The organism is Fuscovulum blasticum DSM 2131, assembly GCF_003034965.1.
In the GTDB taxonomy this organism is placed as follows: Bacteria; Pseudomonadota; Alphaproteobacteria; order Rhodobacterales; family Rhodobacteraceae; genus Pseudogemmobacter; species Pseudogemmobacter blasticus.
The window spans coordinates 218,365-244,320 of sequence record NZ_PZKE01000002.1 but is presented as its reverse complement, the minus strand read 5'-3'; the positions used below and the strand labels follow the sequence as shown (position 1 = coordinate 244,320).

The 25,956-nt window shown below is 66.2% G+C and carries 27 protein-coding genes and 1 pseudogene; 16 read left to right on the top strand and 12 right to left on the bottom strand.

From position 1 onward, the window contains the following. The first annotated feature begins 27 nt into the window (after window positions 1-27). From hflK to C5F44_RS03325, 4 genes are all read left to right on the top strand, one after another. Window positions 28-1,224 carry an FtsH protease activity modulator HflK gene (gene hflK, locus C5F44_RS03340; RefSeq protein ID WP_107672082.1) on the top strand — a complete coding sequence of 399 codons (1,197 nt, stop codon included), beginning with the start codon at window positions 28-30 and terminating at the stop codon, window positions 1,222-1,224. Further along, a complete protein-coding gene (gene hflC, locus C5F44_RS03335; RefSeq protein ID WP_107672081.1) occupies window positions 1,221-2,138 on the top strand; it encodes a protease modulator HflC in 918 nt (305 codons plus the stop codon). The genes hflK and hflC overlap by 4 nt, the downstream gene beginning before the upstream one ends. Then, window positions 2,135-2,329 (top strand): DUF2065 domain-containing protein, encoded by a 195-nt coding sequence (locus tag C5F44_RS03330; RefSeq protein WP_107672080.1) that lies wholly within the window; start codon window positions 2,135-2,137, stop codon window positions 2,327-2,329. Before hflC ends, C5F44_RS03330 begins: the two co-directional genes overlap by 4 nt. 195 nt (window positions 2,330-2,524) lie before the next feature. After that, window positions 2,525-3,955: a DegQ family serine endoprotease gene (locus tag C5F44_RS03325; protein WP_412917523.1), complete on the top strand. Its 1,431-nt coding sequence runs from the start codon at window positions 2,525-2,527 to the stop codon at window positions 3,953-3,955. A gap of 62 nt (window positions 3,956-4,017) precedes the next feature. Here the strand turns inward: C5F44_RS03325 and C5F44_RS03320 are convergent, their stop codons facing one another. Continuing rightward, window positions 4,018-4,671, bottom strand: coding sequence for an HD domain-containing protein (locus C5F44_RS03320; RefSeq protein WP_107672078.1), 654 nt, complete (start codon window positions 4,669-4,671; stop codon window positions 4,018-4,020). Window positions 4,672-4,797: 126 nt separating this feature from the next. Here C5F44_RS03320 and C5F44_RS03315 point away from each other — a divergent pair, with 126 nt between their 5' ends. Next, the gene (locus C5F44_RS03315) at window positions 4,798-5,121 is read left to right on the top strand and encodes a 2Fe-2S iron-sulfur cluster-binding protein (RefSeq protein ID WP_107672077.1); all 324 of its coding nucleotides are present in this window, start codon (window positions 4,798-4,800) and stop codon (window positions 5,119-5,121) included. 51 nt (window positions 5,122-5,172) lie between these two features. Here the strand turns inward: C5F44_RS03315 and C5F44_RS03310 are convergent, their stop codons facing one another. The 9 genes and pseudogenes from C5F44_RS03310 to C5F44_RS03270 form a co-directional block, all read right to left on the bottom strand. Continuing rightward, entirely contained in the window at window positions 5,173-5,565 is a 393-nt protein-coding gene (locus tag C5F44_RS03310; RefSeq protein ID WP_235822488.1) for an AAA+ family ATPase, read from the bottom strand. A gap of 45 nt (window positions 5,566-5,610) precedes the next feature. After that, on the bottom strand, window positions 5,611-6,693 hold the full coding sequence (locus tag C5F44_RS03305) for an endonuclease/exonuclease/phosphatase family protein (RefSeq protein ID WP_107672076.1): 1,083 nt from the start codon (window positions 6,691-6,693) through the stop codon (window positions 5,611-5,613). Beyond that, a pseudogene (locus C5F44_RS03300) lies at window positions 6,693-7,407 on the bottom strand (TerB family tellurite resistance protein). Before C5F44_RS03300 ends, C5F44_RS03305 begins: the two are co-directional and overlap by 1 nt. 31 nt (window positions 7,408-7,438) lie before the next feature. After that, window positions 7,439-7,924 (bottom strand): GNAT family N-acetyltransferase, encoded by a 486-nt coding sequence (locus C5F44_RS03295; protein WP_107672075.1) that lies wholly within the window; start codon window positions 7,922-7,924, stop codon window positions 7,439-7,441. After that, window positions 7,921-8,538 carry a VOC family protein gene (locus C5F44_RS03290; RefSeq protein ID WP_107672074.1) on the bottom strand — a complete coding sequence of 206 codons (618 nt, stop codon included), beginning with the start codon at window positions 8,536-8,538 and terminating at the stop codon, window positions 7,921-7,923. Before C5F44_RS03290 ends, C5F44_RS03295 begins: the two co-directional genes overlap by 4 nt. Then, window positions 8,535-10,091 carry a Ppx/GppA family phosphatase gene (locus C5F44_RS03285; protein WP_107672181.1) on the bottom strand — a complete coding sequence of 519 codons (1,557 nt, stop codon included), beginning with the start codon at window positions 10,089-10,091 and terminating at the stop codon, window positions 8,535-8,537. The genes C5F44_RS03290 and C5F44_RS03285 overlap by 4 nt, the downstream gene beginning before the upstream one ends. A 104-nt stretch (window positions 10,092-10,195) precedes the next feature. After that, window positions 10,196-12,397 carry an RNA degradosome polyphosphate kinase gene (locus C5F44_RS03280; RefSeq protein ID WP_107672180.1) on the bottom strand — a complete coding sequence of 734 codons (2,202 nt, stop codon included), beginning with the start codon at window positions 12,395-12,397 and terminating at the stop codon, window positions 10,196-10,198. A 44-nt stretch (window positions 12,398-12,441) separates the two neighbouring features. Then, window positions 12,442-13,119 (bottom strand): P-loop NTPase family protein, encoded by a 678-nt coding sequence (locus C5F44_RS03275; RefSeq protein ID WP_107672073.1) that lies wholly within the window; start codon window positions 13,117-13,119, stop codon window positions 12,442-12,444. Beyond that, complete coding sequence (locus tag C5F44_RS03270; protein WP_107672072.1) at window positions 13,116-14,216, bottom strand: AI-2E family transporter; 1,101 nt, start codon at window positions 14,214-14,216, stop codon at window positions 13,116-13,118. Before C5F44_RS03270 ends, C5F44_RS03275 begins: the two co-directional genes overlap by 4 nt. 244 nt (window positions 14,217-14,460) lie before the next feature. Between C5F44_RS03270 and C5F44_RS03265 the strand changes: the two genes are divergently transcribed. From C5F44_RS03265 to trhA, 7 genes are all read left to right on the top strand, one after another. Further along, complete coding sequence (locus tag C5F44_RS03265; RefSeq protein WP_107672071.1) at window positions 14,461-14,724, top strand: PepSY domain-containing protein; 264 nt, start codon at window positions 14,461-14,463, stop codon at window positions 14,722-14,724. Window positions 14,725-14,728: 4 nt separating this feature from the next. After that, window positions 14,729-15,388: a cytochrome b/b6 domain-containing protein gene (locus tag C5F44_RS03260; protein ID WP_107672070.1), complete on the top strand. Its 660-nt coding sequence runs from the start codon at window positions 14,729-14,731 to the stop codon at window positions 15,386-15,388. After that, entirely contained in the window at window positions 15,385-15,897 is a 513-nt protein-coding gene (locus tag C5F44_RS03255) for a helix-turn-helix transcriptional regulator (protein ID WP_107672069.1), read from the top strand. The genes C5F44_RS03260 and C5F44_RS03255 overlap by 4 nt, the downstream gene beginning before the upstream one ends. Before the next feature lie 130 nt (window positions 15,898-16,027). Then, on the top strand, window positions 16,028-17,368 hold the full coding sequence (gene proS / locus C5F44_RS03250) for a proline--tRNA ligase (RefSeq protein ID WP_107672068.1): 1,341 nt from the start codon (window positions 16,028-16,030) through the stop codon (window positions 17,366-17,368). Between the two features lie 33 nt (window positions 17,369-17,401). Then, a complete protein-coding gene (locus C5F44_RS03245) occupies window positions 17,402-17,893 on the top strand; it encodes a DUF2937 family protein (protein WP_107672067.1) in 492 nt (163 codons plus the stop codon). 86 nt (window positions 17,894-17,979) lie between these two features. Beyond that, window positions 17,980-19,131 (top strand): cytochrome-c peroxidase, encoded by a 1,152-nt coding sequence (locus C5F44_RS03240; protein WP_219908656.1) that lies wholly within the window; start codon window positions 17,980-17,982, stop codon window positions 19,129-19,131. 79 nt (window positions 19,132-19,210) lie between these two features. Continuing rightward, window positions 19,211-19,903: a PAQR family membrane homeostasis protein TrhA gene (gene trhA / locus C5F44_RS03235; protein ID WP_181318171.1), complete on the top strand. Its 693-nt coding sequence runs from the start codon at window positions 19,211-19,213 to the stop codon at window positions 19,901-19,903. A gap of 51 nt (window positions 19,904-19,954) precedes the next feature. On the opposite strand, the gene C5F44_RS03230 is transcribed toward trhA, so the two are convergent. After that, complete coding sequence (locus C5F44_RS03230; RefSeq protein ID WP_107672064.1) at window positions 19,955-20,224, bottom strand: hypothetical protein; 270 nt, start codon at window positions 20,222-20,224, stop codon at window positions 19,955-19,957. A gap of 185 nt (window positions 20,225-20,409) precedes the next feature. Here C5F44_RS03230 and C5F44_RS03225 point away from each other — a divergent pair, with 185 nt between their 5' ends. The 4 genes from C5F44_RS03225 (at window position 20,410) to C5F44_RS03210 (ending at window position 23,965) form a co-directional block, all read left to right on the top strand. Beyond that, the gene (locus tag C5F44_RS03225) at window positions 20,410-21,696 is read left to right on the top strand and encodes a lipoprotein-releasing ABC transporter permease subunit (RefSeq protein ID WP_107672179.1); all 1,287 of its coding nucleotides are present in this window, start codon (window positions 20,410-20,412) and stop codon (window positions 21,694-21,696) included. After that, window positions 21,689-22,369 carry an ABC transporter ATP-binding protein gene (locus C5F44_RS03220; protein ID WP_107672063.1) on the top strand — a complete coding sequence of 227 codons (681 nt, stop codon included), beginning with the start codon at window positions 21,689-21,691 and terminating at the stop codon, window positions 22,367-22,369. Before C5F44_RS03225 ends, C5F44_RS03220 begins: the two co-directional genes overlap by 8 nt. 4 nt (window positions 22,370-22,373) lie before the next feature. Further along, on the top strand, window positions 22,374-22,769 hold the full coding sequence (locus tag C5F44_RS03215; RefSeq protein WP_107672062.1) for a c-type cytochrome: 396 nt from the start codon (window positions 22,374-22,376) through the stop codon (window positions 22,767-22,769). 257 nt (window positions 22,770-23,026) lie between these two features. Further along, window positions 23,027-23,965 carry a lysylphosphatidylglycerol synthase domain-containing protein gene (locus tag C5F44_RS03210; protein ID WP_107672061.1) on the top strand — a complete coding sequence of 313 codons (939 nt, stop codon included), beginning with the start codon at window positions 23,027-23,029 and terminating at the stop codon, window positions 23,963-23,965. Window positions 23,966-23,983: 18 nt separating this feature from the next. Here the strand turns inward: C5F44_RS03210 and parE are convergent, their stop codons facing one another. Next, complete coding sequence (gene parE, locus C5F44_RS03205; protein ID WP_107672060.1) at window positions 23,984-25,933, bottom strand: DNA topoisomerase IV subunit B; 1,950 nt, start codon at window positions 25,931-25,933, stop codon at window positions 23,984-23,986. Window positions 25,934-25,956: the final 23 nt, after the last annotated feature.

The window sequence follows — 25,956 nt, the reverse complement described above, 5'->3', positions numbered from 1 at the left end:
CGACACGAGCAAAAGGGAACAAGGTTCATGGCAGGAAGCGGCGGCCCCTGGGGCGGCGGAGGCGGCGATGACGAGGGTAACGGCAGCGGCAACCGCGGCGGCCGGAACGATGACGACAAGCGTGGCGGCCCCCGGCGGCCCGGCGAAGGCGGCCCGCAGATCCCCGAAATCGACGAAATCGTCCGCAAGGGACAAGAGCAGCTTCGCGTCCTGATGGGCGGCCGCAGCCGCGCCAACGGCGGGGGCGGCGGTCCGCGCGGACCGGGCCTTGGCGGCGGCTCGCCGTTGTTCACCCGGCAGGGGCTGGCGCTGGGCGCGCTGGCGCTGGTGGCGGGCTGGGCATTCATGTCGTTCTACCAGGTCAACCAGGAAGAACGCGCGGTCGAACTGTTCCTGGGCGAAAGCTCGGGCATCGGTCAGCCGGGTCTGAATTTTGCCCCCTGGCCGGTTGTCACCTATGAAAAGGTGCAGGTCACCGGCGAACGCACCACCGAGATCGGCACCGGCCAGACCGCTGATGGCGGGCTGATGCTGACGCGCGACCAGAACATCGTGGACATCGGGTTCCAGGTGGTCTGGAATATCTCTGACCCCGAGAAATACCTGTTCAACCTGGCCGATCCCGAAGGCACCATTCGCGCCGTTTCGGAAAGCGCCATGCGCGACATCATCGCCCGCAGCGAGCTGTCGCCCATTCTCAACCGCGACCGTGGCGTGATCGCGGCCGACCTGCGCACCGCGGTGCAGGCGACGCTGGACACCTACAATTCCGGCATCAGCGTGATCCGGGTCAACCTTCAGCGCGCCCAGCCCCCGGCAGACGTGATCGACGCCTTCCGCGAGGTGCAGGCGGCGCAACAGGAACGCGACCGGCTTGAGAAGGAAGCGGATGCCTATGCCAACAAGGTGACGGCAGGCGCCCGGGGTGAAGTGGCCTCGGTGCTGGAAAACGCCGAAGCCTACCGGGCGGCGGCCATCAACTCGGCCCAGGGTGAGGCGGCGCGCTTCCTGTCGGTCTATGCCGAATATGTGAAGGCGCCCGAAGTGACGCGCCAGCGGCTGTATCTGGAGACCATGGAAAAGGTGTTCGGCGGTATCAACAAGGTGATCCTTGACGGTGTCGATGGCGCTGGCGGGACGGGCGGCGTGGTGCCCTACCTGCCCCTGAACGAACTGATGCGGTCGGGCGGTACGGCTGGCGCGACCACGGGAGGAACCAACTGATGCGGGCGATGTATATTGTTCCGGTGATCGTCGTGATCCTGGTGACCGCGCTGTCATCGGTCTTCATCGTGGACGAACGCAAGAAGGCGCTTGTTCTGCAATTCGGCGACGTGACCCAGGTCAAGGAAGACCCGGGTCTGGGCTTCAAGCTGCCGTTCATTCAGGACGTGGTCTATTACGAAGACCGTATCCTGGGGCTGCAGACCGCCCCGATCGAAGTGACGCTGCTGTCTGACCGCCGGCTGGTGGTCGATGCCTTCGCGCGCTGGCGCATCACCGATGTGGTGGCCTTCCGCCGCGCGGTGGGCAGCGCGGGCGAAGACCGGGCGCAGGCGCTGCTGAACAACATCCTGACGCAGGCCATTCCCGAAGTGCTGGGCAACACCACGCAAGACCGGGTGCTGAGCCTGGACCGGACGGCGCTGATGAACCAGATCCTTGCCATCGCCAAACGCGAGGGTGATGCGCTGGGCGTCGATGTGATCGACGTGCGGCTGACCCGCACCGACCTGCCCGAGCAGAACCTTGCCGCGACCTTTGCCCGGATGCGGGCCGAACGTCAGCGTGAGGCGGCGGACGAGATCGCCCGCGGCGGCGAAGCCGCGCAGCGGGTGCGGGCGGCAGCGGATCGCGAAGTGGTGGAGCTGACCTCGGACGCGAAGCGGCAGGCGGATGTGATCCACGGTGAGGCCGATGCCGAACGCAACCGGCTGCTGGCCGAAGCCTATGGCCGCGACCCGGAGTTCTTTGCCTTCACCCGGTCGCTGCGGGCCTATGAAACCTCGCTCAAGGGCAGCAATTCCAGCATCGTGATGCGCCCGGACAGCGAATTCTTCCACTATCTGCGGGGGGATGACGGCGCCGGAGCGGTGCCTGCCGCCCCGGCACCCGCGGCTCCGGCGCCCACGCCATGAGTCTGGTGGTGCTGGCCATCGGGCTGGTGCTTGCGGTGGAGGGGCTGGCGCTTGCGCTGGCCCCTTCGCGCATGGAAGACGTGCTGCGGCTGTTTGCCGAAATGCCGCGCGACACCCGGCGGATGCTGGGGCTGGTCGCGCTGGCGGCAGGGGTTGCGCTGGTCTGGCTGGCCCGCAGCCTGGGGGCCTGACCCTGACGTGGCGGCCTTGCCGATCGTGGCCCCTTTCGTGACAGTCCGTTCACATGGGGTTGAAACGGCGCGACGGGGTTTGCATTGCGCCTCGCCTTGCCTAACTGTTCTGTCAGGTTCGAAGCGGCCCCCGGGGACAGCCCCCGCCCGCTGCTTGACACGCAAGAGGAGACCACGCCCGTGTCCCGCGCAAAGATGTCCACTTTCCGCTCCCTGACCTCTGCTTCCGTTCTGGCCATGGCGCTGGGCGCCGGCCTTGCGGTTTCGCTGCCCGCCCCGGTGCTGGCCTTCGGCGCGCCCGAAAGTTTTGCCGAGCTGGCTGACAAGATCAGCCCTTCGGTGGTGAACATCACCACCCGCGCCACCGTCTCGGCCCCGATGGAAGGCGGCCCGATGGTACCCGAGGGCAGCCCGTTCCAGGATCTGTTCCCCGATCTTGGCCCGAAGGGGCCACAGCGGTCCGAAGCGCTGGGATCTGGCTTCGTGATCAGCGAGGATGGCTATATCGTTACCAATAACCATGTCATCGAAGGCGCGGACGAGATCGAGATCGAGTTCTTCGGGGGCGAGAAGCTGCCGGCCAAGCTGGTGGGCACCGACCCCAAGACCGACATTGCGGTGCTAAAGGTCGATGCCAAGAAACCCTTGCCCTATGTCAGCTTCGGCAATTCCGACCTGATGCGCGTGGGCGACTGGGTGGTTGCCATGGGCAACCCGCTGGGGCAGGGCTTCTCGGTCAGCGCGGGCATCGTCTCGGCCCGCAACCGCGAACTGTCTGGCACCTATGACGATTACCTGCAGACCGATGCCGCCATCAACCGGGGCAACTCGGGCGGCCCCCTGTTCAACATGGACGGGCAGGTGATTGGCGTGAACACCGCAATCCTGTCGCCCAACGGCGGCTCGATCGGGATCGGCTTCTCGATGGCGTCGAACGTGGTGTCGAAGGTTGTCGACCAGTTGAAGGAATTTGGCGAAACCCGCCGGGGCTGGCTGGGCGTGTCGATCCAGGACGTAACGCCCGACATCGCGGAATCGATGGGCCTTGCCGATGCCAAGGGTGCGCTGGTCACCACGGTGATGGACGGCCCGTCCAAGGAAGCCGGGCTTGAGGTGGGCGATGTGATCACCCAGTTCGCCGGCAAGCCCATCGGACATGCCGGAGACCTGACCCGCCAGGTGGCCGATGCCGCCGTGGGGGAAAAGGTGGCGCTGGTGGTGTTGCGCGAAGGCAAGACCATGACGCTTGAGGTGACGCTGGGCCGCCGCGAGGAAGCCGAGGCGCAGGCGACCCCGGTCAAGGCCACCGGCCCCGGTGAGCCGCAGCAGCAAGAGATGCTGGGCCTGACGCTGGCGCCGCTGGGCGAGGACATGCGCAGCCAGATGGGCCTTGATGCCGATACCGCCGGTTTGGTGGTGCTGAAGGTCAACCCCGAATCCGAGGCCTATACCAAGGGCCTGCGCGACGGCGACCTGATCACCGAGGCCGGCCAGCAACGTCTGACGCGGCTGAAGGATCTGGAAGACCGCGTGGCCGAGGCGCGCGAGGCGGGACGCAAGTCGCTGCTCTTGCTGGTGCGCCGCGATGGCAACCCGCGCTTCGTGGCGCTGAACATCGAAGACTGATCCGGCGCGGGCCAGCACCGCGCGGGGCAGGGGCGGCGGGGCAACCCGGCCGCCCCTTTTCGTTACTCCACCTCATGCAGCAGGCGGGTGCGGAAGCTGGCCATCCAGTCGGCCCGTTCGGCCGCCATGGCCCGCCCGGTGGCGGTGCGCATGGCTTCGGCCACCGGGAACAGCTTGGTTTCCAGATGGTCCAGCGCGAAGCGGCGGTCGTCGCGCGGGCGATGCAGCGCCATGGGATCATCGGGGTCGAAGAGACCGCCCCCCATCTGCCCCGCCACATGGAACATCCGCGCAATGCCGATGGCCCCCAGGGCCTCAAGCCGGTCTGCATCCTGCAGGATTTCTGCCTCGGGCGTTTCGGGGGCGATGCCGGCGGAAAAGCTGTGCGCGGCAATGGCATGGGCGACGGCGGGGATCTTTGCCGCCGGATAGCCCGGCAGGCCGGCCAGAAACCGCGCCGCCGCTTCGGCCGACAGCGTTGAGGCGCGGGCGCGGTCCGGGTCGGATTTGGGCAGTTTCACCGCATCATGCAGGATTGCGGCCGGAACCAGCACCTCTTCATCCGCGCCGCCTTCGCCCAGGGCAATCCGGCGGGCATTGGCCAGCACCCGGCGGACATGGCCCAGATCATGCGCCCCGTCGTCTTGCCCCGCCCAAAGCCGGTTCAGTTCGGCCTCGCAGGCAGATTGCAGGGTGGCAAGGGGCAGGGCGGTCATGGCGGGCTCCTGTTGGCGGGCGGCCAGCCTAACCGCCCGTGCGGCCGGGGGAAAGCGTCCTGCCCCTCTGGCAAAGGCGGCGGAATCGTCCTATGTCCGCGAGGACAGCAAGATCCGGGGACGGCGATGGCGAAGATCACCTATGTGGAATACGGCGGCAAGGCGCATGAGATCGAGGTCCGCGACGGGCTGACCGTGATGGAAGGCGCGCGCGACAACGGGATTCCGGGCATCGAGGCCGATTGCGGCGGCGCCTGCGCCTGTTCGACCTGCCATGTCTATGTTGATCCGGCCTGGGTGGACAAGCTGCCGAAGAAAGACGCGATGGAGCAGGACATGCTCGACTTCGCCTATGAGCCCGATCCGGTGCGGTCGCGCCTGACCTGCCAACTCAAGGTGACGCCGGCCCTGAACGGGCTGATCGTCCACATGCCCGAAAAGCAGATCTGATCCTGTCCGCCGCCCCCACCGTTTGGTGGCGGGCGGCATCATGGGATGGACTTAAAGCTCGGTCTCGCCATTCGGGCCGGGCAGCCGGGGGCCGATCTTCGGCACAAGCGGAACCTTGCGGCGGATCAGGATGTCGCCGTTCGGCAGCACCTCGGGCGCCTGATAGTTCTGCACGTCGCCCATCAGGGCGATCAGTTCCTGAAACCGCGGCCCGATCTCTTCGACCATCGGTTTCATGTCGGACAGCGCCTTGTCCATTTCCTTGAACGTCGGTTCCATTTCCGACATCAGCCCGCGCAGCACCAGCTTCGCGCCTTCCTCCATCAGCGAGAATCCCTCGCTTTCGGCCTTGGGGGCCGGGTCTTCGGCGGCAAGCGGCAGCGGGGCCAGCGCAAGGCCGATCATCATGCAGGCAGCGGTGCGGCGCATGGACAGCACTCCCATCAGTAACTTTGGCTTAATATGGGAAGCCCCCCGCGCCCGCGCAAATCACGTTTGGCGACGGCGCGGCGCCTTGGCGGAAAGCGGCAGGTCCAGCGTGACGGGAAAATGATCCGACGCCTGCAACAACGCCTCGCGCAGTTCGGGCACCGCGGCGATGGCCGGATCATTGAACGGGTGCCAGATCCGCCAGTCCGGGCTGCGCAGCGCCAGATCGGGTGAGACCATGATGAAATCCAGCAGCGCCTCGAAGTAATGCTGCTTTGGCCCGTGCCAGAACCGGGCCGAGGTGGGCGCCATGGCGACCCGGCTTTGCAGCGCCATCGCGGCATGGGGATCTGTCAGCCGCAACGCCGGATCGCCGTCCGAACCAAGGACGATCTCGATCCCCGATTTGCCGAACAGGCGCTCGAACTCGTCCAGTCCGGGGCCATCGTTGAAATCGCCCATGACGACCAGGCTTTCCTTGCGGGCCAGATGTTCCTCGACCCGGGCGCGCAGCCAGATACACTGCGCCAGTTGCTTGCGCCGGTTCTCGATCGACAGGCGCAGCAGTTGCACCGGATCGGTCGCACCATGCGGGGCTTTCGACTTGGCATGAACCCCGATCAGCCGTAGCGGCAGCCCGTCGGGGCCGGTCAGCGCCACTTCCAGCGGCGGCTTGGAAAAGGCGATGGTCTCTGGCGCGGTGTCGGTGTCCAGATCGTAGCGGAAGCTGCCGTCGAAACGCGGGCTGTCCGGGCTGGGCGGGCCGCCCGGCCCCTGATGGTTGCCGCGCGGATCATGCGTCGCCCTGATCCGGTCGGGATCGTAAAGGAAGGCGATCTCCTGCTCGGTCTCCGAATTGAAGCCGTGCAGGCAGCGCCGCGCCCGCAGGCCGAAATGGCGGGCAAAGGTTTCCAGCGCCTGCACGGTCGAGCGTTTCGAACTGGTATCGGGCGCCTCGATCACCATGACGCCATCGGCGTCCAGCGCGGTAAAGACGATGCCAAGCGCCCCCAGTTGCGTGGCGCGGCTGATCTTGTGGCGGGCCGAGGGGGCGCTGTCTTCCAGCATCCGGCCCCGGTCGTTGAACAGCGCGTTGAACCATTCGACGTTATAGGTCGCCAGACGCAGGAAGTCGCGGGCCATCAGGCGGCGACCTTGCCCGAAATCTCGGCCCAGGCGGCGTTGATGGCGATCAGGCGGCGTTCGGCCAGACGCACCGCTTCGGGCGGCAGGCCACGGGCCTGCATCACATCGGGGTGGCAGTCGCGCACCAGCGCCTTCCAGGCGGCGCGGGCCTCGGCCAGCGTGGCGTCGCGCGGCAGGCCAAGCACATCATAGGGGTCGCGCGGGGCGCCCTCCACTAGCCGGGCGCGGACGGCGCGGAAACAGCCTTCGTCCAGACCGAACACCTCGGCCACATGGGCCAGGAAGGCATCTTCGCCGGGGTGATAGCTGCCGTCGGCCAGCGCGATGTTGAACAGCGCCTCCAGCAGGTCGATCAGGATGTGATGGTCGTCGGCGCAAAGGCGGGCGCCGGTCGGGTTGAACAGCCGGGCAATCTTGGCGGCATAGGCGTCAAAGCCGGCCACATCCTGACGGGCAAGGTCGAACACGCGGGCGGCGTGCTTTTCCTCGGTCCGGGGCAGGGTGAAGATGCGGCGGAACGCGGTCACCTCGGCGCGCGACACCTCGCCGTCGGCCTTGGCCATCTTGGCGCCAAGGGCCAGAACCGCGATGGTGAAGCCAACGCTTTTTTTCGGGGTCGGGGGCCCCGCGCAGCCGGTCGAACACCACCGACAGCGGTTCACCCGCCGCAAGGGCGGAAAGGGCATCGGCGATACGGGTCCAGATCGACATGCGGGCAGATTAGCGCCGCGCCGCGGCGTTGTCAGAGGAATTTCTGCATCAGCCACAGATCCATGTAGCGGCCGAACTTGTGGCCGACCTGCGGCAGGGTCGCGATCAGCCGGTATCCGATCTTTTCGTGAAAGGCGCGGCCTGCGGGGTTTTCAGCGGAAACACCTGCCATCATCTGATGCACCCCGGCGGCCCGGGCGTGCGATTCCAGTGCCGCCATCAGCGCCCGGCCGGTGCCATGCCCACGCGCCGCGGGCGACAGTATGACGCTGTGTTCCATGGTGCGGACATAGCCCGCTCCGCCGCGAAACTGCGCGTATGTGGCGAATCCCAGCAGGGTCTCCCCATCCTCGGCCAGCAGGAATTCCTGCCCGGCGGCGCGGCGGGTGGCGATCATCGCCGCAACCTCGTCCGGTGTCTTGGCGGTGGGGTTGAAGGTCACGGCGGTGCCGGTGATCCACGGGTTCCACAGCGCGGCAATGGCGCCGGCGTCATCGGGCGTGGCGGGGCGGATCATTCCAGCACACGCACCCCGTGCGGGGTGGAGAAGCTGGCGCGCATCGCCGGGGACGGGCCGGCCAGCACGACAACGCGCGGATCGGCCAGCCGCCCGGCCAGCGCCGCACGCAGGGCTTCGGCCTGCGGATGGGCAATCTCAAGCCGGGTCAGCCGGGCGCCGGTGTCCGGCAGGCGGGGGGCCGGGTGCAGGCTACCCTGCCAGTGGATCAGCGCGGGAAAGGCGTTGTCGAAGGGCAGGCGGCCATCGTCCGGCACCGCCATCTGCCAGCGGAAATCGCCGCGCTGCAGATCCAGCACGCGGCCGGTGCCGGGAGGCGACAGCGCCAGTTCGGCCGCGATGTCATCACAGCGGCAGATCCAGTTCGTCAGCCGGGGTCGGCCCGAGAAACGGTCAAGGTCGAACCAGCGGGGGCGGCCGGGCGGCGGTGCCGCGGGGTTGATCGCGATCACCTCGAAATAAAGGTCGCCCAGACCCATCAGCCGGTTGTGGGTGCCCATCAGCGGATGTTCGCCCCCGCCGGCCATGGGCAGGCCAAGCGCCGCCTCGACATGGGCGACGCCGGCCTCAAGCGTTTCGGCCGCAAGGGCCAGGTGATCGAAGGTCAGGGTCATGCGGCGCGGCCGATCTTTGCCTGGGCCTTCAGTGCCAGCGCCAGCGCCGCGAAGCGGGCCTGTGACACCTCGCCGAACAGGCCCTGGCCTTCCTCGGTCAGCTCCAGCCCCAGCGTGCGCTTCTTGCCTGCCACCCAGGTCAGCCGCCCCGCCCGCGCCGGATCACCAACCGAGAACATCGCGCCGAAGCGCATCGCCTTGCCCAGAACCTCGGCCTGGGCGATTTCTTCTTCTGTCAGCAGCCGGAACAGCGGTTCCATCCGGCTGCCGCTGCGGCTGTTCTTGTAGCGATGCAACAGCGCAAGGCCCAGGAACACCCGGCCGGGATGGTCCAGCCCGCCCAGGTTGGCGCGGGTGGCGTTGTCGAAACAGGCCTCGGCGCGATAGTCGGGATGGGCGCGCCAGGTGGTGTCATGCAGAAGGCAGGCCGCCTTGGCCAGCCGCAGCCGTTCCTTCGGCCAGTCCTTGAACAGCGGTTCCAGAAAACCATACAGCTTCTTGCCGAAGCCGGGCATCCGGGCCTGGGTGATCTCGCTCATCCGGGCCGCTTCGATCAGCGGGTCGCGGGCGCGCAGGCGTTCGGGCATCTGTTCGTACAGCAGCCCCTCGCGGATGCCATAGGCCGACACGTCGATTTCCGACGGTTTCAGCACCTTGATCACCTCGCGCAGCACCTCGCAGGCGATGGGGACCAGCTCCATCCGTTCGGCCGAGGTGCCGGTGCGGGCGCGCAGCATCGTCAGATCCGAGGCCGCGATCCAGTCGATGGTGTCCAGCAGGCCCTGCGGTGTCATCCGGTATTCGTGCAGCACGGTCAGCGGATAGTTCCGCCGCTCCATGTCCAGACGGGCGATGACGCGCCAGCTTCCGCCCACCAGATAGATTCGTTCGCCGCTGGATTTCACCTCGGCCTGCGCATCCTTCAGCACGCGGTCGATATGGGCGAGCCGCTTCTTCGGCCCGCCGTCAAGCTGCTGCAACCGGAACGGCCCCAGCGGCGTGGACACCCGCTTGCCCACCTTGCCGCCGCCGATCCGCGCCAGTTCCATCGAGTTGCCGCCCATGTCGCAGGCGATCCCCCTGGCGTCGGGCCAGCCCAGCAGCACACCCTGCGCCGACAGCCGCGCCTCTTCGTCACCGTCGATCACATGCAGCCGCAAGCCGGTTTCGCGAAACACTTCTTCCTGAAACTCGGGGCCGTCCCCTGCCTCGCGCGTGGCGGCGGTGGCGACCACGGTCAGCGGCCCGATTCCCATGCCGCGCGCCAGCAGGGCAAAGCGTTTCAGCGCGACCAGCGCGCGCTTGCGGCCTTCGGGGTTCAGCAGGCCGGTTTCGGCCAGCCCCTTGCCCAGCCCGCACATGACCTTTTCGTTGTAGAAATAGGCCGGGCTGCGCGCCGCGCCGTCAAACACCACCATCCGAACCGAGTTTGACCCGACATCCACCACGCCCACGCGCGACAGTGCCCGTACCGAGGCATCCTCGAACAGCGGTCGCCCGAAGGGTTCCCAGTCCTCTTCTTCGGGCATGGGCAGCGGTCCTTCGGCATTCATGGTCGATTCCCCGGTCTTGCGCGCAAGATTGGCGCTGCGGCGGGGCAGGGTCAACCCGCGGCAGCCGCAAAGCCGCTGCCCGGCGTCATGCCGGGCAGGGCACCTTATTGTGCCGCCGTGGCCGTGTTATCCTCGTCCCGCACGGGGACCAGCTTGGGCGCGTCCTTGGCCCCGGCGGTGCCGCGCCCCGAAAGCGACGGGTTTTCCATGAAGAACTGGTGGCAGGAAAACAGCGTGCCATCCTCTGGCGCCAGTTCGCGGGCATAGGCGCCATCGGGCGACAGCACCCAGCTTTGCGCCTCGTCCGCCAGATTTGCAGCCATGATCTGGCTCAGAATCTGGCTTTTCACCGTGGGGTTCAGCGCCTCGACCAGGGTTTCCACCCGGCGGGTCAGGTTGCGGCCCATCCAGTCGGCCGACGACAGGAAGACCCGCGCCTTCTTGGCGGGCAGGCCAAAGCCGTTGCCGAAACAGACGATGCGGCTATGTTCCAGGAACCGCCCGACGATGGACTTGACGCGGATGTTTTCCGACAGCCCCTTTATGCCCGGACGCACGCCGCAGATGCCGCGCACGATCAGGCTGATCTTCACCCCGGCCTGACTGGCGGCGTAAAGCGCGTCAATCACCTCGGGGTCGATCAGGCTGTTCATCTTGGCCCAGATTTCCGCCGGTCGCCCGGCGCGGGCATGGTCGGCTTCGGCCGCGATCAGCTCCAGCAGGCGCGGCTTCAGCGTGATCGGCGAAATCGCCAGGTTTTCCAGCCCCTGCGGCTGCACATAGCCCGACAGATAGTTGAACACCTTGGTCGCATCGCGCCCCAGCGCCGGGTCGCAGGTAAAGAACGACAGGTCGGTATAGATGCGCGCGGTGATCGGGTGATAGTTGCCGGTGCCGTAATGGGTATAGGTGACCAACTGGTCGCCCTCGCGCCGGACCACGGTGGAAATCTTGGCATGGGTCTTGAGGTGCATGAAGCCATAGACCACATGCGCGCCCGCACGTTCCAGCCGGCGTGACTGCCGGATGTTCGCCGCCTCGTCGAAACGCGCCTTCAGTTCCACCAGCGCGGTGATCGACTTGCCGCTTTCGGCCGCCTCGCACAGCGCGCTGACGATCGGGCTGTCCCAGCTTGTGCGATACAGCGTCTGCTTGATCGCCAGCACGTTCGGATCGCGCGCCGCCTGTTCCAGGAAGCGGATCACCAGATCGAAGGTTTCATAGGGATGATGCAGCAGGATGTCCTTCTGCCGGATCGCGGCGAACAGGTCGCCGTCATGGTCCTGCACCCGTTCCGGCACGCGGGGGGTAAAGGTCGGCCACAGCAGATCAGGGCGCGAGGACAGCACCAGTTCCTTCAGATCGGCGATGCCCAGCAGGCCCTTGACCTCGACCACCTCGTCATGGGCGGCGTTCAGTTCTTCCATGATCAGGGCGCGCAGGGAATCCGGCGCCCCGGCTGACATCTTGAGCCGGATCACCTCGCCGCGGCGGCGGCGCTTCAGGGCGGTCTCGAATTCGCGGACCAGATCTTCTGCCTCGTCCTCGACTTCCAGATCGCTGTCGCGCAGCACGCGGAACAGGCAATGGCCACGGTCGGTATAGCCTGGGAACAGCATGTCCAGATGCAGCAGCAGCAGTTCTTCCAGCGGCAGGAAGCGGATTTCGCCTTCACGGTCGGGCAGGCGGACGAAGCGGGCAATCTGCTGCGGAATCGGCAACAGCGCCTTGAGCGGACGGCGGTCGCTTTCCCGCTCAAGCTCCAGCGCCAGCGAAAAGCCGGTGTTGGGGATGAAGGGGAAGGGGTGCGCCGGGTCGATGGCCAGCGGCGACAGCACCGGAAAGACATTGGTCAGGAAGTGCTGTTCCAGGAATTTCAGGTCGCGCGCGGTCAGCTTGGACCGGGACAGGATGGCAATGCCGGTGGCATCCATTTCCTTTTTCAGCGCGTTGTAGGTGGTCTGCTGCGTCTGCATCAGACCGCGCGCATCGGCGTGGATCAGTGTCAACTGCTCGGCCGGGCTGCGGCCGTCTTCCGAATGCATGACGTTGCCGTTGCGAACCAGCGCGCGCAGGCCGGCCACCCGGACGGTGTAGAATTCATCCAGGTTGGTGGCGCTGATCGACAGGAAGCGCAACCGTTCCAGAAGCGGCACGGCCGGATTCGCCGCCTCTTCCAGAACGCGCCAGTTGAAGGCAAGCCACGAAAGCTCGCGGTTGAAGAAACGGCGCGGGCCGGCAATCTCATCGGCAGAGATTTCGACCGGGGCGGGGAACGGGGCTTTGAGGAAATCGGCGTTTGTCATGATCTTCTTCTGAAAGGCCGAAGTGACAGTATGATGACACTGTTTCACTCGGGCGGGTCGCTGTCCAGAATTTCGGCGGCAAGCCGGGGGGTTATGGCGCGGCCTTCGGCCAGGGCCCGCGCATCCAGTTCCGCGACCAGCGCGCGGGCGGCGCCGATGGAGCGCGGCATCCGCGCCACCAGCCAGGGGATCAGCACCGGGGGCACCGCAAGCTGACGGTCGGCGAACAGCTTGACCAGCACGGCGGACAAAAGCGCGTCATCGGGCGGATCAAGCCGCACCAGCGGCATCGCCTGCAACCGCGACAGCAGGTCGGGCAGGCCCAGCCCCCAGTCGCGCGGCGGGGTGGCGGCGGTGACCAGCAGCGCGCCGCTGCCTGCCAGCAGGTTGTAAAGGTGGAACAGGGCCGTTTCCGCTGCCGCATCGCCAGCCAGCCGGTCGGCATCCTCAACCGCAACGGCGCCGCTGGCGGCCAGCGCAGGCAGGTCGGCCCCGGCCAGCGCGGGCGCGGCGATCACGGCCGCCTGTGCCCCGGCCGCCCAGATCGCGGTCAGATGCGACTTGCCCGCCCCCTGCGGCCCGACCAGCAGCAACCGGCCGCCCGGCCAATCCCGCCAGCCGTCGATCTGTGCCAGCGCCAGCACATTCGCGGGCGATGGCACGAAATCCTCGCGCCGCAGGTTCTGTTGCGGCGGCAGGTCAAAGGTCAGTTGCCGTGTCACCCCTGGCCAACCTCTTTCGTGTCGTCCGTGTCCGTCACGGCCCGCCCGGCATGGCCCTGATACAGCAGGCTGGACTGATACTGTGCGATGGCAAAGCGGGTCAGCACCCCGATGGCGGCGGCGACCGGCACCGCGACCAGCATCCCGACAAAGCCGAACACCGTGCCAAAGGCCGACAGCGCGAAGATCAGCCAGACCGGATGCAGCCCGACCGAACGGCCCACCAGTTTGGGCGTCAGGATATTGCCCTCGATGAACTGGCCGGCGGCAAAGATTCCTGCGACGGCGGCGATGTGCAGCCATTCGCCCCAGAACTGATACAGCGCCAGCCCGATGGCCAGCGCGCCGCCGATCAGGCTGCCGATATAGGGGATGAAGGTGATCGCGCCGGCAATGGCGCCCACCACCAGCCCGAATTGCAGCCCCGCCAGCATCAGCGCCACGGCATAGAAGGTGCCCAGCAACATGCAGACAGACACCTGCCCGCGCACGAAGCCGGCCAGCACCGCGTCGATCTCGCGCGCAAGCTGGCGCACCACGGGCGCGTGGTCGCGCGGCAGCATGGCGTCGATCCGCGCGATCATGTGGTCCCAGTCAAGCAGCAGATAGAAGGCCACCACCGGCACGACCACGATGAACACCACGATCGAGATCACCCCCATCGCAGAGGAAATCACGCCGTCCACCATCTCCAGCCCCTTGGACTGGATCGCCGCGCCGATATTGGCCAGCGTCTGCCGGACGGTCGATGTGGAATCGGCCAGCTCGGGGAAGTGTTCCAGCAGGAAGGCCTGCATCCGGCGGGTCATTTCGGGGGCGGAATTCACCAGCGCGGTCAACTGGTTTACCAGCGTGGGAATGATCGCCAGCACCAGCAGGATCACCGCCAGCATGCCGATCAGCGAGATCACGGCCGTGGCCGCGGTGCGGCTCAGGCCCAGGCGTTCCAGCCGGTCGGCCACCGGGTCCAGGAAATAGGCGATGGCCCCGCCCACCAGAAAGGGCAGGATCACATCACCCAGGAACCACAGCAGCAGAAGGAACACCACCGCAGCGATGCCCCAGTATCTGGCCTGATCCCGCATCGGAAGCGCCATGTTCTGCCCATACCCCTGATCAACCCTTTCGATTCAGATGGCAGAGCAGGGGCCACTTCGCAAGGGCAGCGCCGAAAAGGCGGTTTTTCGCCGTCAGCCGGCGCTTAGGCGGGCAGGGATAAACGCCCTGCAGATCGACGTCGCCCGCAAAAGGGCCGCAGACAGGCGGCAACCGGGGTGCGAAAACCCCCTGCATCGCCGGTTCAACCGAAACCCGAACTGACCTGATCGAAAGGTTCCCCTCATGACCCGTACGCTTCTGATCGCGCTTGCGCTTGCCGCTTCGCCGCTGGCTGCGCTGGCCGCCCCCGCCGTGGGCGATATCGTCGGCACCACCCCCGAAGCGGCCACCGCCGCGCTCAAGGAAAAGGGCTGCGAGGTGAAGTCCTTTGAAGCCGAAGACGGCAAGATCGAGGCCAAATGCGCCGATGCCGAAGGCAAGGTGAGCGAAGTCTATATCGACCCCGCTTCCGGCGCGATCACCAAGATCGGCGGCGAAGAGGGCTGATCGGATGGTTGCCCCCCTTGAGTCTCCGTTCTCTCGCGCCCGCATTGCGCCCAGCCTGTGGGACCCTGTGATCCGCATTTCCCATTGGGGCCTTGCCCTTGTGGTTCTATCCAATGCGATCCTGACCGAGGGGGGCAGCACCCTGCACGTTCTGGCGGGCTGGATCGGCATCGGCCTGCTGGCCTTGCGTCTTCTGTGGGGCATTGTCGGCCCGCAGGAGGCGCGGTTTTCGGCCTTCCCGCCCAATCCGCTGGCCGCGCTGCGCCATCTGCGGCAGTTGGCGCAGGGCCGGCCCGAGGAATACGGCTCGCACAACCCCGCCGGGGCGATGATGGCCTATGCCCTTTGGGGCCTTCTGGCGGTGGTGATCGCCACCGGCCTTGTGATGACCGGCGGCCGCACGCCCATGCAGGTGGCCGCCGACCAGGCGGCGGTTGCATCGGGCGACTGGTCTGCACTGGTCAAGCCGGGCGAATCCGGCGATGATGAGGACGAGAACGAAGGCTGGAAAGATGCCGCGGAAGAGGTGCATGAAGTGGCTGCAAACCTGATCCTGTTTCTTGTGCTGCTGCATGTTGCAGGCGTTGCCCTTGAATCGCGCGCCATGGGCCGCAATCTGGTGCGGCCGATGCTGACCGGAAGCGACAAAGATCGGCGAAAATGACGGGACGCACCCCGCAAGAGGCGCGGCGGCGTCAGACCGCCGCGCTGGTTGCCTTCCTGCTGGTCCAGACGCTGGCCGTCGTGTTCTTCATCGGCGATGTGATCGGCGACCTGAGGGAAGATCCGCAGTCGATCCACTTCATCTTCGAGGCGCTGGTGACCGGTGCGTTGACGCTGGGGGTGGTCTTCGGCGCGCTGGCCCTGCGCCGCACCATTGATCTTCTGCGGGCGCAGGAAGCCGCGCTGGACGTGGCCCGCGGTGCGCTGTCCGATGTGATCGAGGCGCAGTTCGCCGCCTGGGGCCTGACACCGGCCGAACGCGATGTGGGCCTTCTGGCACTGAAAGGGCTGGACGTGGCCGAGATCGCCGAGGTTCGCGGCGCCGCCCAGGGTACGGTGCGCGCGCAGTTGACCCGTATCTATTCCAAGGCCGGCGTGTCGGGTCGCGCGCAGTTCGCCGCCTATTTCGTGGAAGACCTGATGGGGCAGGGGCTGAAGGCCCAGGCCTGAGCCCGGCAGCACAGCAGGCAGGGCATGTTGCCCGGCACATGGCACCCTGCCGGCACCGCTTCGCCGCCTTGCCCGAAGGGCCGCTTCCGGCTAGGAAACGGGCAACCCATCCTTACAAGGTCGCCTCAAGATGCGTCTGACCCGATACTTCCTGCCCGTTCTCAAGGAAAACCCCGCCGAGGCGCAGATCGTCTCGCACCGCTACATGCTGCGCGCGGGCATGATCAAGCAGCAGGCGGCGGGCATCTATTCCTGGCTGCCGCTGGGTCTGCGCGTGCTGCGCCGGATCGAAGAGATCGTGAATCAGGAACAGATCCGCGCCGGCCACATTCCGCTGCTGATGCCCACGCTGCAACCGGCAGACCTGTGGCGGGAATCCGGCCGCTACGATGATTACGGTCAGGAAATGCTGCGCATCACCGACCGGCAGAAGCGCGAGATGCTTTATGGCCCCACCAACGAGGAGATGATCACCGACATCTTCCGGGCCCATGTGAACAGCTACAAGGATCTGCCGCTGACGCTGTACCATATTCAGTGGAAGTTCCGCGACGAGATGCGCCCCCGCTTCGGCGTGATGCGCGGGCGCGAGTTCCTGATGAAGGACGGCTACAACTTCGACATCGACCGCGATGCCGCGCTGCACGCCTACAACCGCCACATGGTCAGCTACCTGCGCACCTATGAACGCATGGGCCTGACCGCCATTCCGATGCACGCCGCCAGCGGCCCGATCGGCGGCGACAACACCCATGAATTCCTGGTGCTGGCCAGCACCGGCGAATCCGAAGTGTTCTACGATGACCGCGTGACCGGCCTGAAGCTGGGCGCGCGCGAGATCGACTATGATGACCGCGACGCGGTGGCAAAGGTCTGTGAGGAGTTCACCACCCTTTACGCCCGCACCGATGAAACCCATGATGCCGCCGTCTTCGATGCCGTGCCCGAAGCGCATCGCAAGGTGGGCCGGGGCATCGAGGTGGGGCAGATCTTCTACTTCGGCACCAAGTATTCCGCCGCGATGGGCGCGCTGGTCGTGAACGACAAGGGCGAGCGCGTGCCGGTCGAGATGGGCAGCCACGGCATTGGCGTCAGCCGCCTGCTGGGCGCCATCATCGAAGCCAGCCATGATGACAAGGGCATCATCTGGCCCGAAGGCGTGACGCCCTTCCCGGTGGGGATCGTCAACCTCAAGCAGGGCGACGCGGCGGCGGATGCGGCTTGCGAGGGGCTGGAAAAGGCGCTGTTGGCCCGCGGGCTGGAACCGCTTTACGATGATCGCGACGAACGCGCCGGGGCCAAGTTCGCCACGATGGACCTGATCGGTCTGCCCTGGCGCATCACCGTCGGCCCGCGCGGGCTGGCCAATGGCGTGGTCGAACTGACCAGCCGCCGCACCGGCGAAAGCGAAGAGATGTCGCCCGAAGCGGCGGTGGAGCGTCTGGTACAGATCTACGCCGCGCACCCCTGACGGGCGCGCGGCCCCGACAACGGGGAGAAGCGGATGATCGGACGTGCGCTTGTGCTGGCCGGCGGAATTGCGGGGGCGGGAACGCTGTCGCAATTCCCCGAGTTTTCGCAGCAATACCTGCAACGCCTGGCGGGGCAGGTCGATACGCTTGACCGGATTGAGGCCGACTTTGACCGTTCGGCGGCGAAATCCGGCCTCAGCCGCGATGCCGCGCTTGAGGCGCTGGGAACCACCGGCTTTTCCGGCCAACATGCCCGCGACCTGCGCGCCACCTTTGCCCGGGCCGAAGGCTTGCGCAACGATCTGGCCATCCTGCGGCTGGCCGGCCCCTATGAACGGCTGATGATGCCGCACCGTCTGGCCGATCCGGCGCTGGTGCAGGCGACCTGGGCCGATTTCGCCCCGGCCCTGCCGCTGACAACCGAAGGCGCGGTCTGTGCCGGCATCGGCTTTGGTCTGGGATGGGGCGGTCTTGCAGCCCTGCTGGCGTTGCTGTCCGCGCCATTCCGCCGCCGCACCGCCTGACCCGGGCGCAATGTCGCGGCTTGCACGCTGGACCTGACTAAATCTGTCAACTATGACGGATGTCAGAAAGCGACGGAGATTTCGCGATGGCGCGCAGCGTTTGGTGTCTGGCCTTGGCCCTGATGGCGCAGGGGGCGGCGGCGGAAGAAGCAGCCCCCTATCCCGATCTGGCAAGCTGGGGCGAGGCGCTGTTCTTCGACGTGAACCTGTCGAAGAACCGCACGCAGGCTTGCGCCACCTGCCATGACCCGGCCGCCGGATTTGCCGACCCGCGCGAAACCGTGCTGGGCCACGCCGTTTCCCTGGGCGACGATGGCGCCAGCCTGGGCGACCGTAACGCGCCGACGGCATCTTACGCGCGCTTCTCGCCCCCCTTCGGGCGCGATGCCAAGGGCGCCTGGGTCGGCGGGCAGTTTCTGGATGGCCGCGCCGCGACCCTGGCCGATCAGGCCAAGGGGCCGCCGCTGAACCCGCTGGAAATGGCCCTGCCCGATGTGGCCACGGCCGCCGCCCGCCTGCGCGAGAACCCGCAATATGTGGCCACGCTGGCGGCGCTGTTCCCGCAGGCCCCCGCCAGTGACGAGGCGTTCTTCGATGCCATGGCGCAGGCGATTGCCGCCTATGAGGCCACCCCGGAATTCGCGCCCTTCGACAGCAAGTATGATCGTTTCCTGCGCGGGGAAGCCAAGCTGACCGATCAGGAAGAGCTGGGCCGGGTTCTGTTCTTTTCCAACCAGTTCACCAACTGCAACCAGTGCCACCAGTTGAAACCGCAAGGCGGCGCGGAAGGCGAGACCTTCACCAATTACGCCTATCACAACATCGGCGTGCCCGAGAACACGGCGGTTCGCGCGGGGAATGGCACGGCGCCTGTCACCGTGGATGCCGGGCTTGCCGCAAACCCCGCCGTGGCCGGGGCCGCGACAGAGCGCGGCAAGTTCAAGGTGCCAACCCTGCGCAACGTGGCCGTGACCGGCCCCTATATGCACAACGGGGTGTTTGCCGATCTGCGCACGGTGATCCTGTTCTACAACACCTACAACACCACTGTGCCGGCCCGGAAGATCAACCCCGAAACCGGCCAGCCCTTCGCCGCGCCCGAGGTGCCCGAGACCCTGTCGCTGACCGAACTGGAATCCGGCCCCGCGCTGGATGACCAGCGGATCGACGCGCTGGTCGCGTTTCTGAACACACTGACCGATGCGCGCTATGAGCCGCTTTTGCAGCCGGCCCCCTGAGAAAAGCTCGGCCTCAGCGGCCTGACCCAGCGTCATGCGGCCTTTGGCCGGATTGACCCGGACGGAAGGAATGCCATGTTTGGCGGAAACCCCCCGCCACCGGACCGACATGCCGCATACCCCGCCCAACCCCAGCCTGTTGTCGCGCAAGGTCTCGACCGCCGAGATCCTGGCGGACGGAATCGTTCATGCGCTGGCGATTCTGGCCGGGCTGATCGCCTTTCCCCTGCTTCTGGGCCATGCGCTGGGCTCGGTCGGGACGGGGGTCTTTGCGGCGCTGACGGTCTATGCGGCCGGGTTTTTCCTGATGTGGGGCTTTTCCATGGCCTACAACATGACCCCGCCAAGCGCGCTGAAATGGCTGCTGCGCCGGTTCGACCATTCCGCGATCTATGTGATGATCGCAGGCACCTATACCGCCGTGATTGCGCAGCTTGATCATATGGGCTGGTCCATCGGCCTGGGAACCGCCATCTGGGGGCTGGCCGCGGTGGGGGTGGTGATCAAGCTGGTGCTGCCGGGCCGCTATGACCGCGCCGCCGTGGTGGCCTATGTCGCGCTGGGCTGGCTGGGGGTGATCGCGATCGGCCCGCTGGTGGCCGCCTTGCCGGCGGCATCGCTGTGGCTGCTGCTGGCCGGGGGCATGACCTATATCGCCGGCATCTTCTTCTATGCCTGGTCCAGCCTGCGCTTCCAGCAGGCGCTGTGGCATCTGTTCGTGGCCATCGCCGCAGGCCTGCATTTCGCGGCAATTGCGGTGACGGTGGCCTGAGGTTGCAAACGGGCGGCCGAAATATGGCCGCCCGCCGTAGTCTGTATGACCTTACTTGGTCAGTTCGGCCATCATGTCGTCAATGGCCTTGCAGGTGCCGCTCAGATCATCGCCGCCGGCCTGAACCTTGGTGACCAGTTCCTGCATCTTTGGCGCAAGGGCGGCCAGCTTGGTCGGGTCCTGGGTGCCGACTTCGGTGATCTTGGCCGACAGGTCGGCGGCCTTCTTCTGCGCCACTTCCTGGGTGCAGGATTCCTTGTCGTCACAAGCCGACAGGAAGGCCGCGGCGGTAAGGGCGGCGAGAAGGGGAAGAATACGCATTCGCGTCTCCTGAATGGTTAAAATACATGCACGCGGCCCCGCAAGGTCACGCTTGCGGCTGTGCTTATGTCCCAAGCCGTGATTCTGCGCCATGGGAGAATTCGCGGGAATGTGACCCGGTCGCCGGCTTCCTTGACCTTTGGGTCCGAAGCCGTCACCTTCGCGGCCAAAAGAAAGCGGGCATGATGGCGGGCAGGACGGCACCTTTCAGCAGATTCGAATGGATGATCGCCTGGCGCTATCTGCGCGCCCGGCGGGCCGAGGGCGGGGTCAGCGTGATGACCTGGATTTCGCTGATCGGCATCACGCTGGCGGTCTTTGCGCTGATCGTGACACTGGCCGTGCGCGCCGGGTTCCGGGCCGAATTCGTGGACACGATCCTGGGCGCGAACGCCCATGTCACCGTCTATACGACCGACCGGATGGACGATCAGGGACAGTGGCTGAAAGGCTTTTCCGATTATGACGCGCTGTCGAAGACGCTGGCAGAGGTGCCCGGCGTGACCCGTGCCGCCCCGCTGATCAAGGGGCAGGTCATGGTGACCGATGGCGAGCGGACGAATGGCGCCGAAGTGTTCGGCATCGCCCCCGCCGATCTGGAGGCGATCCCGCGCGTCGGCAAGGGCGCGAAGGCCGTTGGCGATCTGGCGCGGTTTTCCGAAGGCATCGCCATGGGTTCGGTTCTGGCGCGCGAACTGGGCGTGACCGTCGGCGACCGGGTCCGCATCATCTCGCCTTCGGGCGTGAAGACCGCCTTCGGATCAAGCCCGCGCGTCAACGCCTATGAGGTGGTCTATGTCTTCACCGCCGGCCGCTACGACATCGACAAGACCCGCATCTACATGCCCTTCACCGAGGCGCAGTCCTTCTTCAACCGCGAAGGCTTTGCCGACGAGATCGAGGTGATGGTGGCCGACCCCGACCATATCGAGGCCATGTCCCTGCCCATCCTGAACGCCGCCGGTCCGTCAGCCCTGATCTGGACCTGGAAGGACAGCGCCGGCTCTTTCCTGCGCGCGCTGGACATCGAGGACAATGTGATGTTCGTGATCCTGTCGATCCTGGTGCTGATCGCGGCGATGAACATCGTTTCCGGCCTCATCATGCTGGTCAAGAACAAGGGGCGCGACATCGGCATCCTGCGCACCATGGGCCTGACCGAAGGCAGCATCCTGCGGGTGTTCTTCATCTGCGGCGCCTTTACCGGGGTGATCGGCACGGTCTGCGGTGTGGTGCTGGGCTGCCTGTTCGCGCTGAACATCGACACGATCATGGCAGCGCTGAACAGCCTGAGCGGGGCCGAGGTCTGGGACCCCTCGATCCGCGGCATCTATGCGCTGCCGGCCAAGCTGCAACTGAACGATGTGGCTTCGGCCGTGGCGCTGTCGCTGGGCCTGTCCTTCGTGGTGACCCTGTTCCCGGCCCGCCGCGCGGCCCGGATGAACCCGGTGGAGGCGCTGCGCTATGAGTGACGCGCTGGTTCTGGAAGGTCTGGAAAAGGGCTACAACCGCGGCAAGCCCTCAGAGGTGCTGGTGCTGCGCGGGGCCTCATTGCAGGTGGCCGCGGGCGAGGTGGTGGCGCTGGTGGCGCCTTCGGGGGCGGGGAAATCCACGCTGCTGCACATCGCGGGGCTGCTGGACACGCCGGATTCCGGCCGTGTGCTGCATGGGGGCCGTGAAATGACCGGCCTTGGCGACAAGGCCCGGACCGAGGCGCGGCGGGCCGAGGTGGGGTTCATCTACCAGTTCCACCACCTGCTGCCCGAGTTTTCCGCGCTGGAAAATGTGGTGATCCCGCAACTGGCCAATGGTGTGCCCAAGGCCGAGGCCGAGGCGCGCGGGATGGATTTGCTGGGCCGCGTCGGCGTGGCGGCCCGCTCGGGGCACCGGCCGGCGGCGCTTTCGGGGGGCGAACAGCAGCGGGTGGCCTTCTGCCGCGCGCTGGCCAATGCGCCGAAACTGTTGCTTGCGGATGAACCGACGGGCAATCTGGACCCGGGCACCAGCGAGCAGGTTTTCGCGGCGCTGATGGAGTTGGTGCGGGCGACAGGGATGGCCGCGCTGATCGCGACCCACAACCTGGAGCTTGCGGCGCGGATGGATCGCGTCGTGCGGCTGGATCAGGGCCGCGTGGTTGGGGGATGAGACGATGAAACGCATGATACTGGCAATGGCGGCGCTGGGGCTTGCGGCCTGCGTGCCGCAAGAGAAACCCACCGGGGCCGAGGATTTCGCGGCCTTCTGTTCGTCGTGCCATGGCGCGGGGGGCAAGGGCGACGGTCCGATGGCCGCCGATCTGGAACACAAGCCCGCCGACCTGACCGGCCTCAGCCGCCGCAATGGCGGCACCTTCCCCAAGCTGCGGGTGATGGCCAAGATCTGGGGCTATACCGGCGGCAAGAACGGGGCTGCGATCATGCCGAACTTCGGTCCGCTGCTGGACAGCCCGCTGGTGCCCTATGATTCCGGTGACGGCATCCAAAGCCCGACGCCCGAACGGCTGGTGCAACTGGCCGAATATGTGGAAACCTTGCAGAAGAAATGATGTCCCATGATGGGGGACGGCACCGCCACAACGATTTCAAGGGGTTGCGTGCCAGATTGGACTTTTTGTAAGATTTCGGGGCTGGGGGCGGCGACGTTCCCGCCCGCGCACCCACCGCAGCCCGTCTGCGGCATAGGGCGCACATTCGCGCGACAAGGCGGATTTTTCCCGTCACATGGTTGCCTGTCGGCGGGTTTGCCCGTCCTATCCGCCCGCAGGCAGGCACCCCAGAAGGAGGCACCTTGGCAGGCGCTGAAATGAAACCGAAGTCGTGGAAGATGTTCGTCTGGCCGATGATCGGCGCGGTGGCCATCGGTGTGTCGTTCTGGCTCTTGAGCAAGGAATTGCGGGGCCTGTCCTGGCCCGCCCTCTGGGCCGGGATCGAGGCGCTGAACCTCTGGCACTGGTCGATGATCGTGCTGTGCACGGCCGGCTGCTATGTCACGCTGACCATGTATGACCAGGTTGCGCTGGCCCACTTGGGCAAGCATGTGAATGTGGTCTTCGTCGGGCTGTGCGCGCTGACCACCTATTCGCTGTCACATACCATCGGGGCCTCGGCCTTTACCGGGGCGGTGGTGCGCTATCGCGCCTATACCTCAAAGGGCCTGACGGGGGCCGAGGTGGGGATTCTGGTAACCTTCTGCTCGCTCACCTTCAGCCTGGGCGTGATGATCCTGCTGGCGCTGGCCTTCCTGATTGATCCTGGGCTTGAGGCGCGCTTTGCCGGGGCTTTGTCGCCGTCGGTGGTGCGCTGGCTGGCGGTCGGGGTGCTGGGGGTGATTGTGCTCTATCTGGTCTTCAGCGCGCTGGGCCTGCCGCCGCTGCGGATTCGCGGCTTCTCGGTGGCCTATCCGCGGCTGTCCATCGCGTTGCGCCAGATCACCGTCGCCCCGATCGAGACGCTTTTCGCCGCCGGGATCGTCTATTTTGCACTGCCCGAAGTGGGCAACCCCGGCTTCGTGGTGGTTGCCGGCGTCTTCGTGGTGTCCTTCTCGCTGGCGCTGCTGTCCCACGCGCCGGGGGGGCTGGGGGTGTTCGAACTGGCCATGCTGACCGGCCTGCCCGAGTTTTCCAACGAAAGCGTGCTGGCGGCGCTGATCGTGTTCCGGCTGTTCTACCTGATCTTCCCGCTGATCCTGGGTCTGGTGACCGTCGCCGTGTTCGAGCACCGGCAGATCAAGGCGGGGCGGTAGGGGGGCCGTTGGCCTCCCCTACACATCCAGCTCTTCCACGAAGCGGGCGTTTTCCTGGATGTACTGGAAGCGCAGTTCGGGTTTCTTGCCCATCAGCCGCTCAACCAGGTTGGCGGGGTCTTCCTCCTCGTCGATCGAGACGCGGATCAGCTTGCGCGTGTCGGGGTTCATCGTGGTGTCCTTCAGATCCTTGGCATCCATTTCGCCAAGGCCCTTGAACCGCTGCACGTCGATCTTGCCCTTGCCGCCCAGGCCCTTTTCCAGCCAAAGCGCCTTTTCGGCATCATCGGCGACGTAAAGGCGCTTGGCGCCCTGCGTCAGCCGGTAAAGCGGCGGGCAGGCCAGGTAGAGATGGCCCTTGCGGATCAGCTCGGGCATCTGGGTGAAGAAGAAGGTCATCAGCAGGCTGGCGATATGGGCCCCGTCCACATCGGCATCGGTCATGATGATGATCTTGTCATACCGCAGGTCATCCAGCCGGAAGCGGGTGCCCATGCCCACGCCAAGCGCCTCGCAGATGTCGCGGATTTCCGAGTTGTCGTTCAGCTTGGCCGAGGCGGCGCCCAGCACGTTCAGGATCTTGCCCTTCAGCGGCAGCAGCGCCTGATAGGTGCGGTCGCGCGCCCCCTTGGCGGAGCCGCCGGCGCTGTCGCCTTCGACGATAAAGATTTCGGTCCCCGAGCGGTCGGTGGCCGAACAGTCCACCAGCTTGCCGGGCAGGCGCAGCTTCTTGGTGGCCGTCTTGCGCTGGGTTTCCTTTTCGGCGCGGCGGCGCAGGCGTTCCTCGGACCGCAGCACCACGAAATCAAGGATGGAGCCGGCCGATTTCGGATCGGCGGCCAGCCAGGTGTCAAAGCGGTCGCGCACCGCGTTTTCCACCCATTTCGCGGCTTCCTCGGTGGCAAGGCGGTCCTTGGTCTGGCCCACGAATTGCGGTTCGCGGATGAAGACCGAGATCAGCGCACAGCCGCCTGAAACCATGTCTTCGCGGGTGATCTGTTCGGCCTTGCGGTTCTTGATCCGCTCGCCATAGGCCTTGAGCCCCTTGAGAACCGCAGCCCAGAACCCGGCTTCATGGGTGCCGCCTTCGGGCGTGGGCACCGTGTTGCAGTAGGACGACAGGAACCCGTCGCGCGCAGGCGTCCAGTTGATCGCCCATTCCACCGAACCCGGAACGCCAAACTTTTCCTGAAAGCCAACCTTTCCGGCGAAAGGGCGCTCGGCATAGGTCGTCACACGGTCAAGCTGGTCTGACAGATAGTCGGCCAGCCCGCCGGGGAAGTGGAACACCGCTTCCAGCGGCATGTCGCCATCGGGGATGGCGGATTTCCAGCGGATTTCCACGCCCGAGAACAGATAGGCCTTCGACCGCACCATCTTCATCAGGCGGTGCGGCTTGAAGGTCTGGGTGCCGAAGATCTCGGCATCGGGGTGGAAGGTAACCGAAGTGCCGCGGCGGTTCGGGGCCGGGCCGACCATGCGGATGGGGGCAAGGGGTTTGCCGCGCGAAAACTCCTGCACATGGAGTTCCTTGTTGCGGGCCACCTCGACGCGCATCAGGTCGGACAGGGCGTTGACCACCGAGGACCCAACGCCGTGCAACCCGCCGCTGGTTTCATAGGCCTTGCCGTTGAACTTGCCGCCCGAATGAAGCGTGCACAGGATCACCTCAAGCGCGGACTTGTCGGGGAATTTCGGATGCGGATCGACGGGGATGCCGCGACCGTTGTCGCGGATCGTCAGCGCGCCGTTCTCGTGCAGCTCCACCTCGATCCTTGTGGCGTGGCCGGCAACGGCCTCGTCCATCGAGTTGTCCAGGATTTCGGCGGCAAGGTGGTGGTAGGCGCGTTCGTCGATGCCGCCGATATACATGCCGGGGCGCAGGCGGACGGCCTCGAGCGGTTCGAGAACCTCGATCGAGGAGGCGTCATAGGCCGTTGCGGCCTGGGAGAGGAGGTCGTTCGCCATTTGTGCTGCTCTTGTCATTGGGC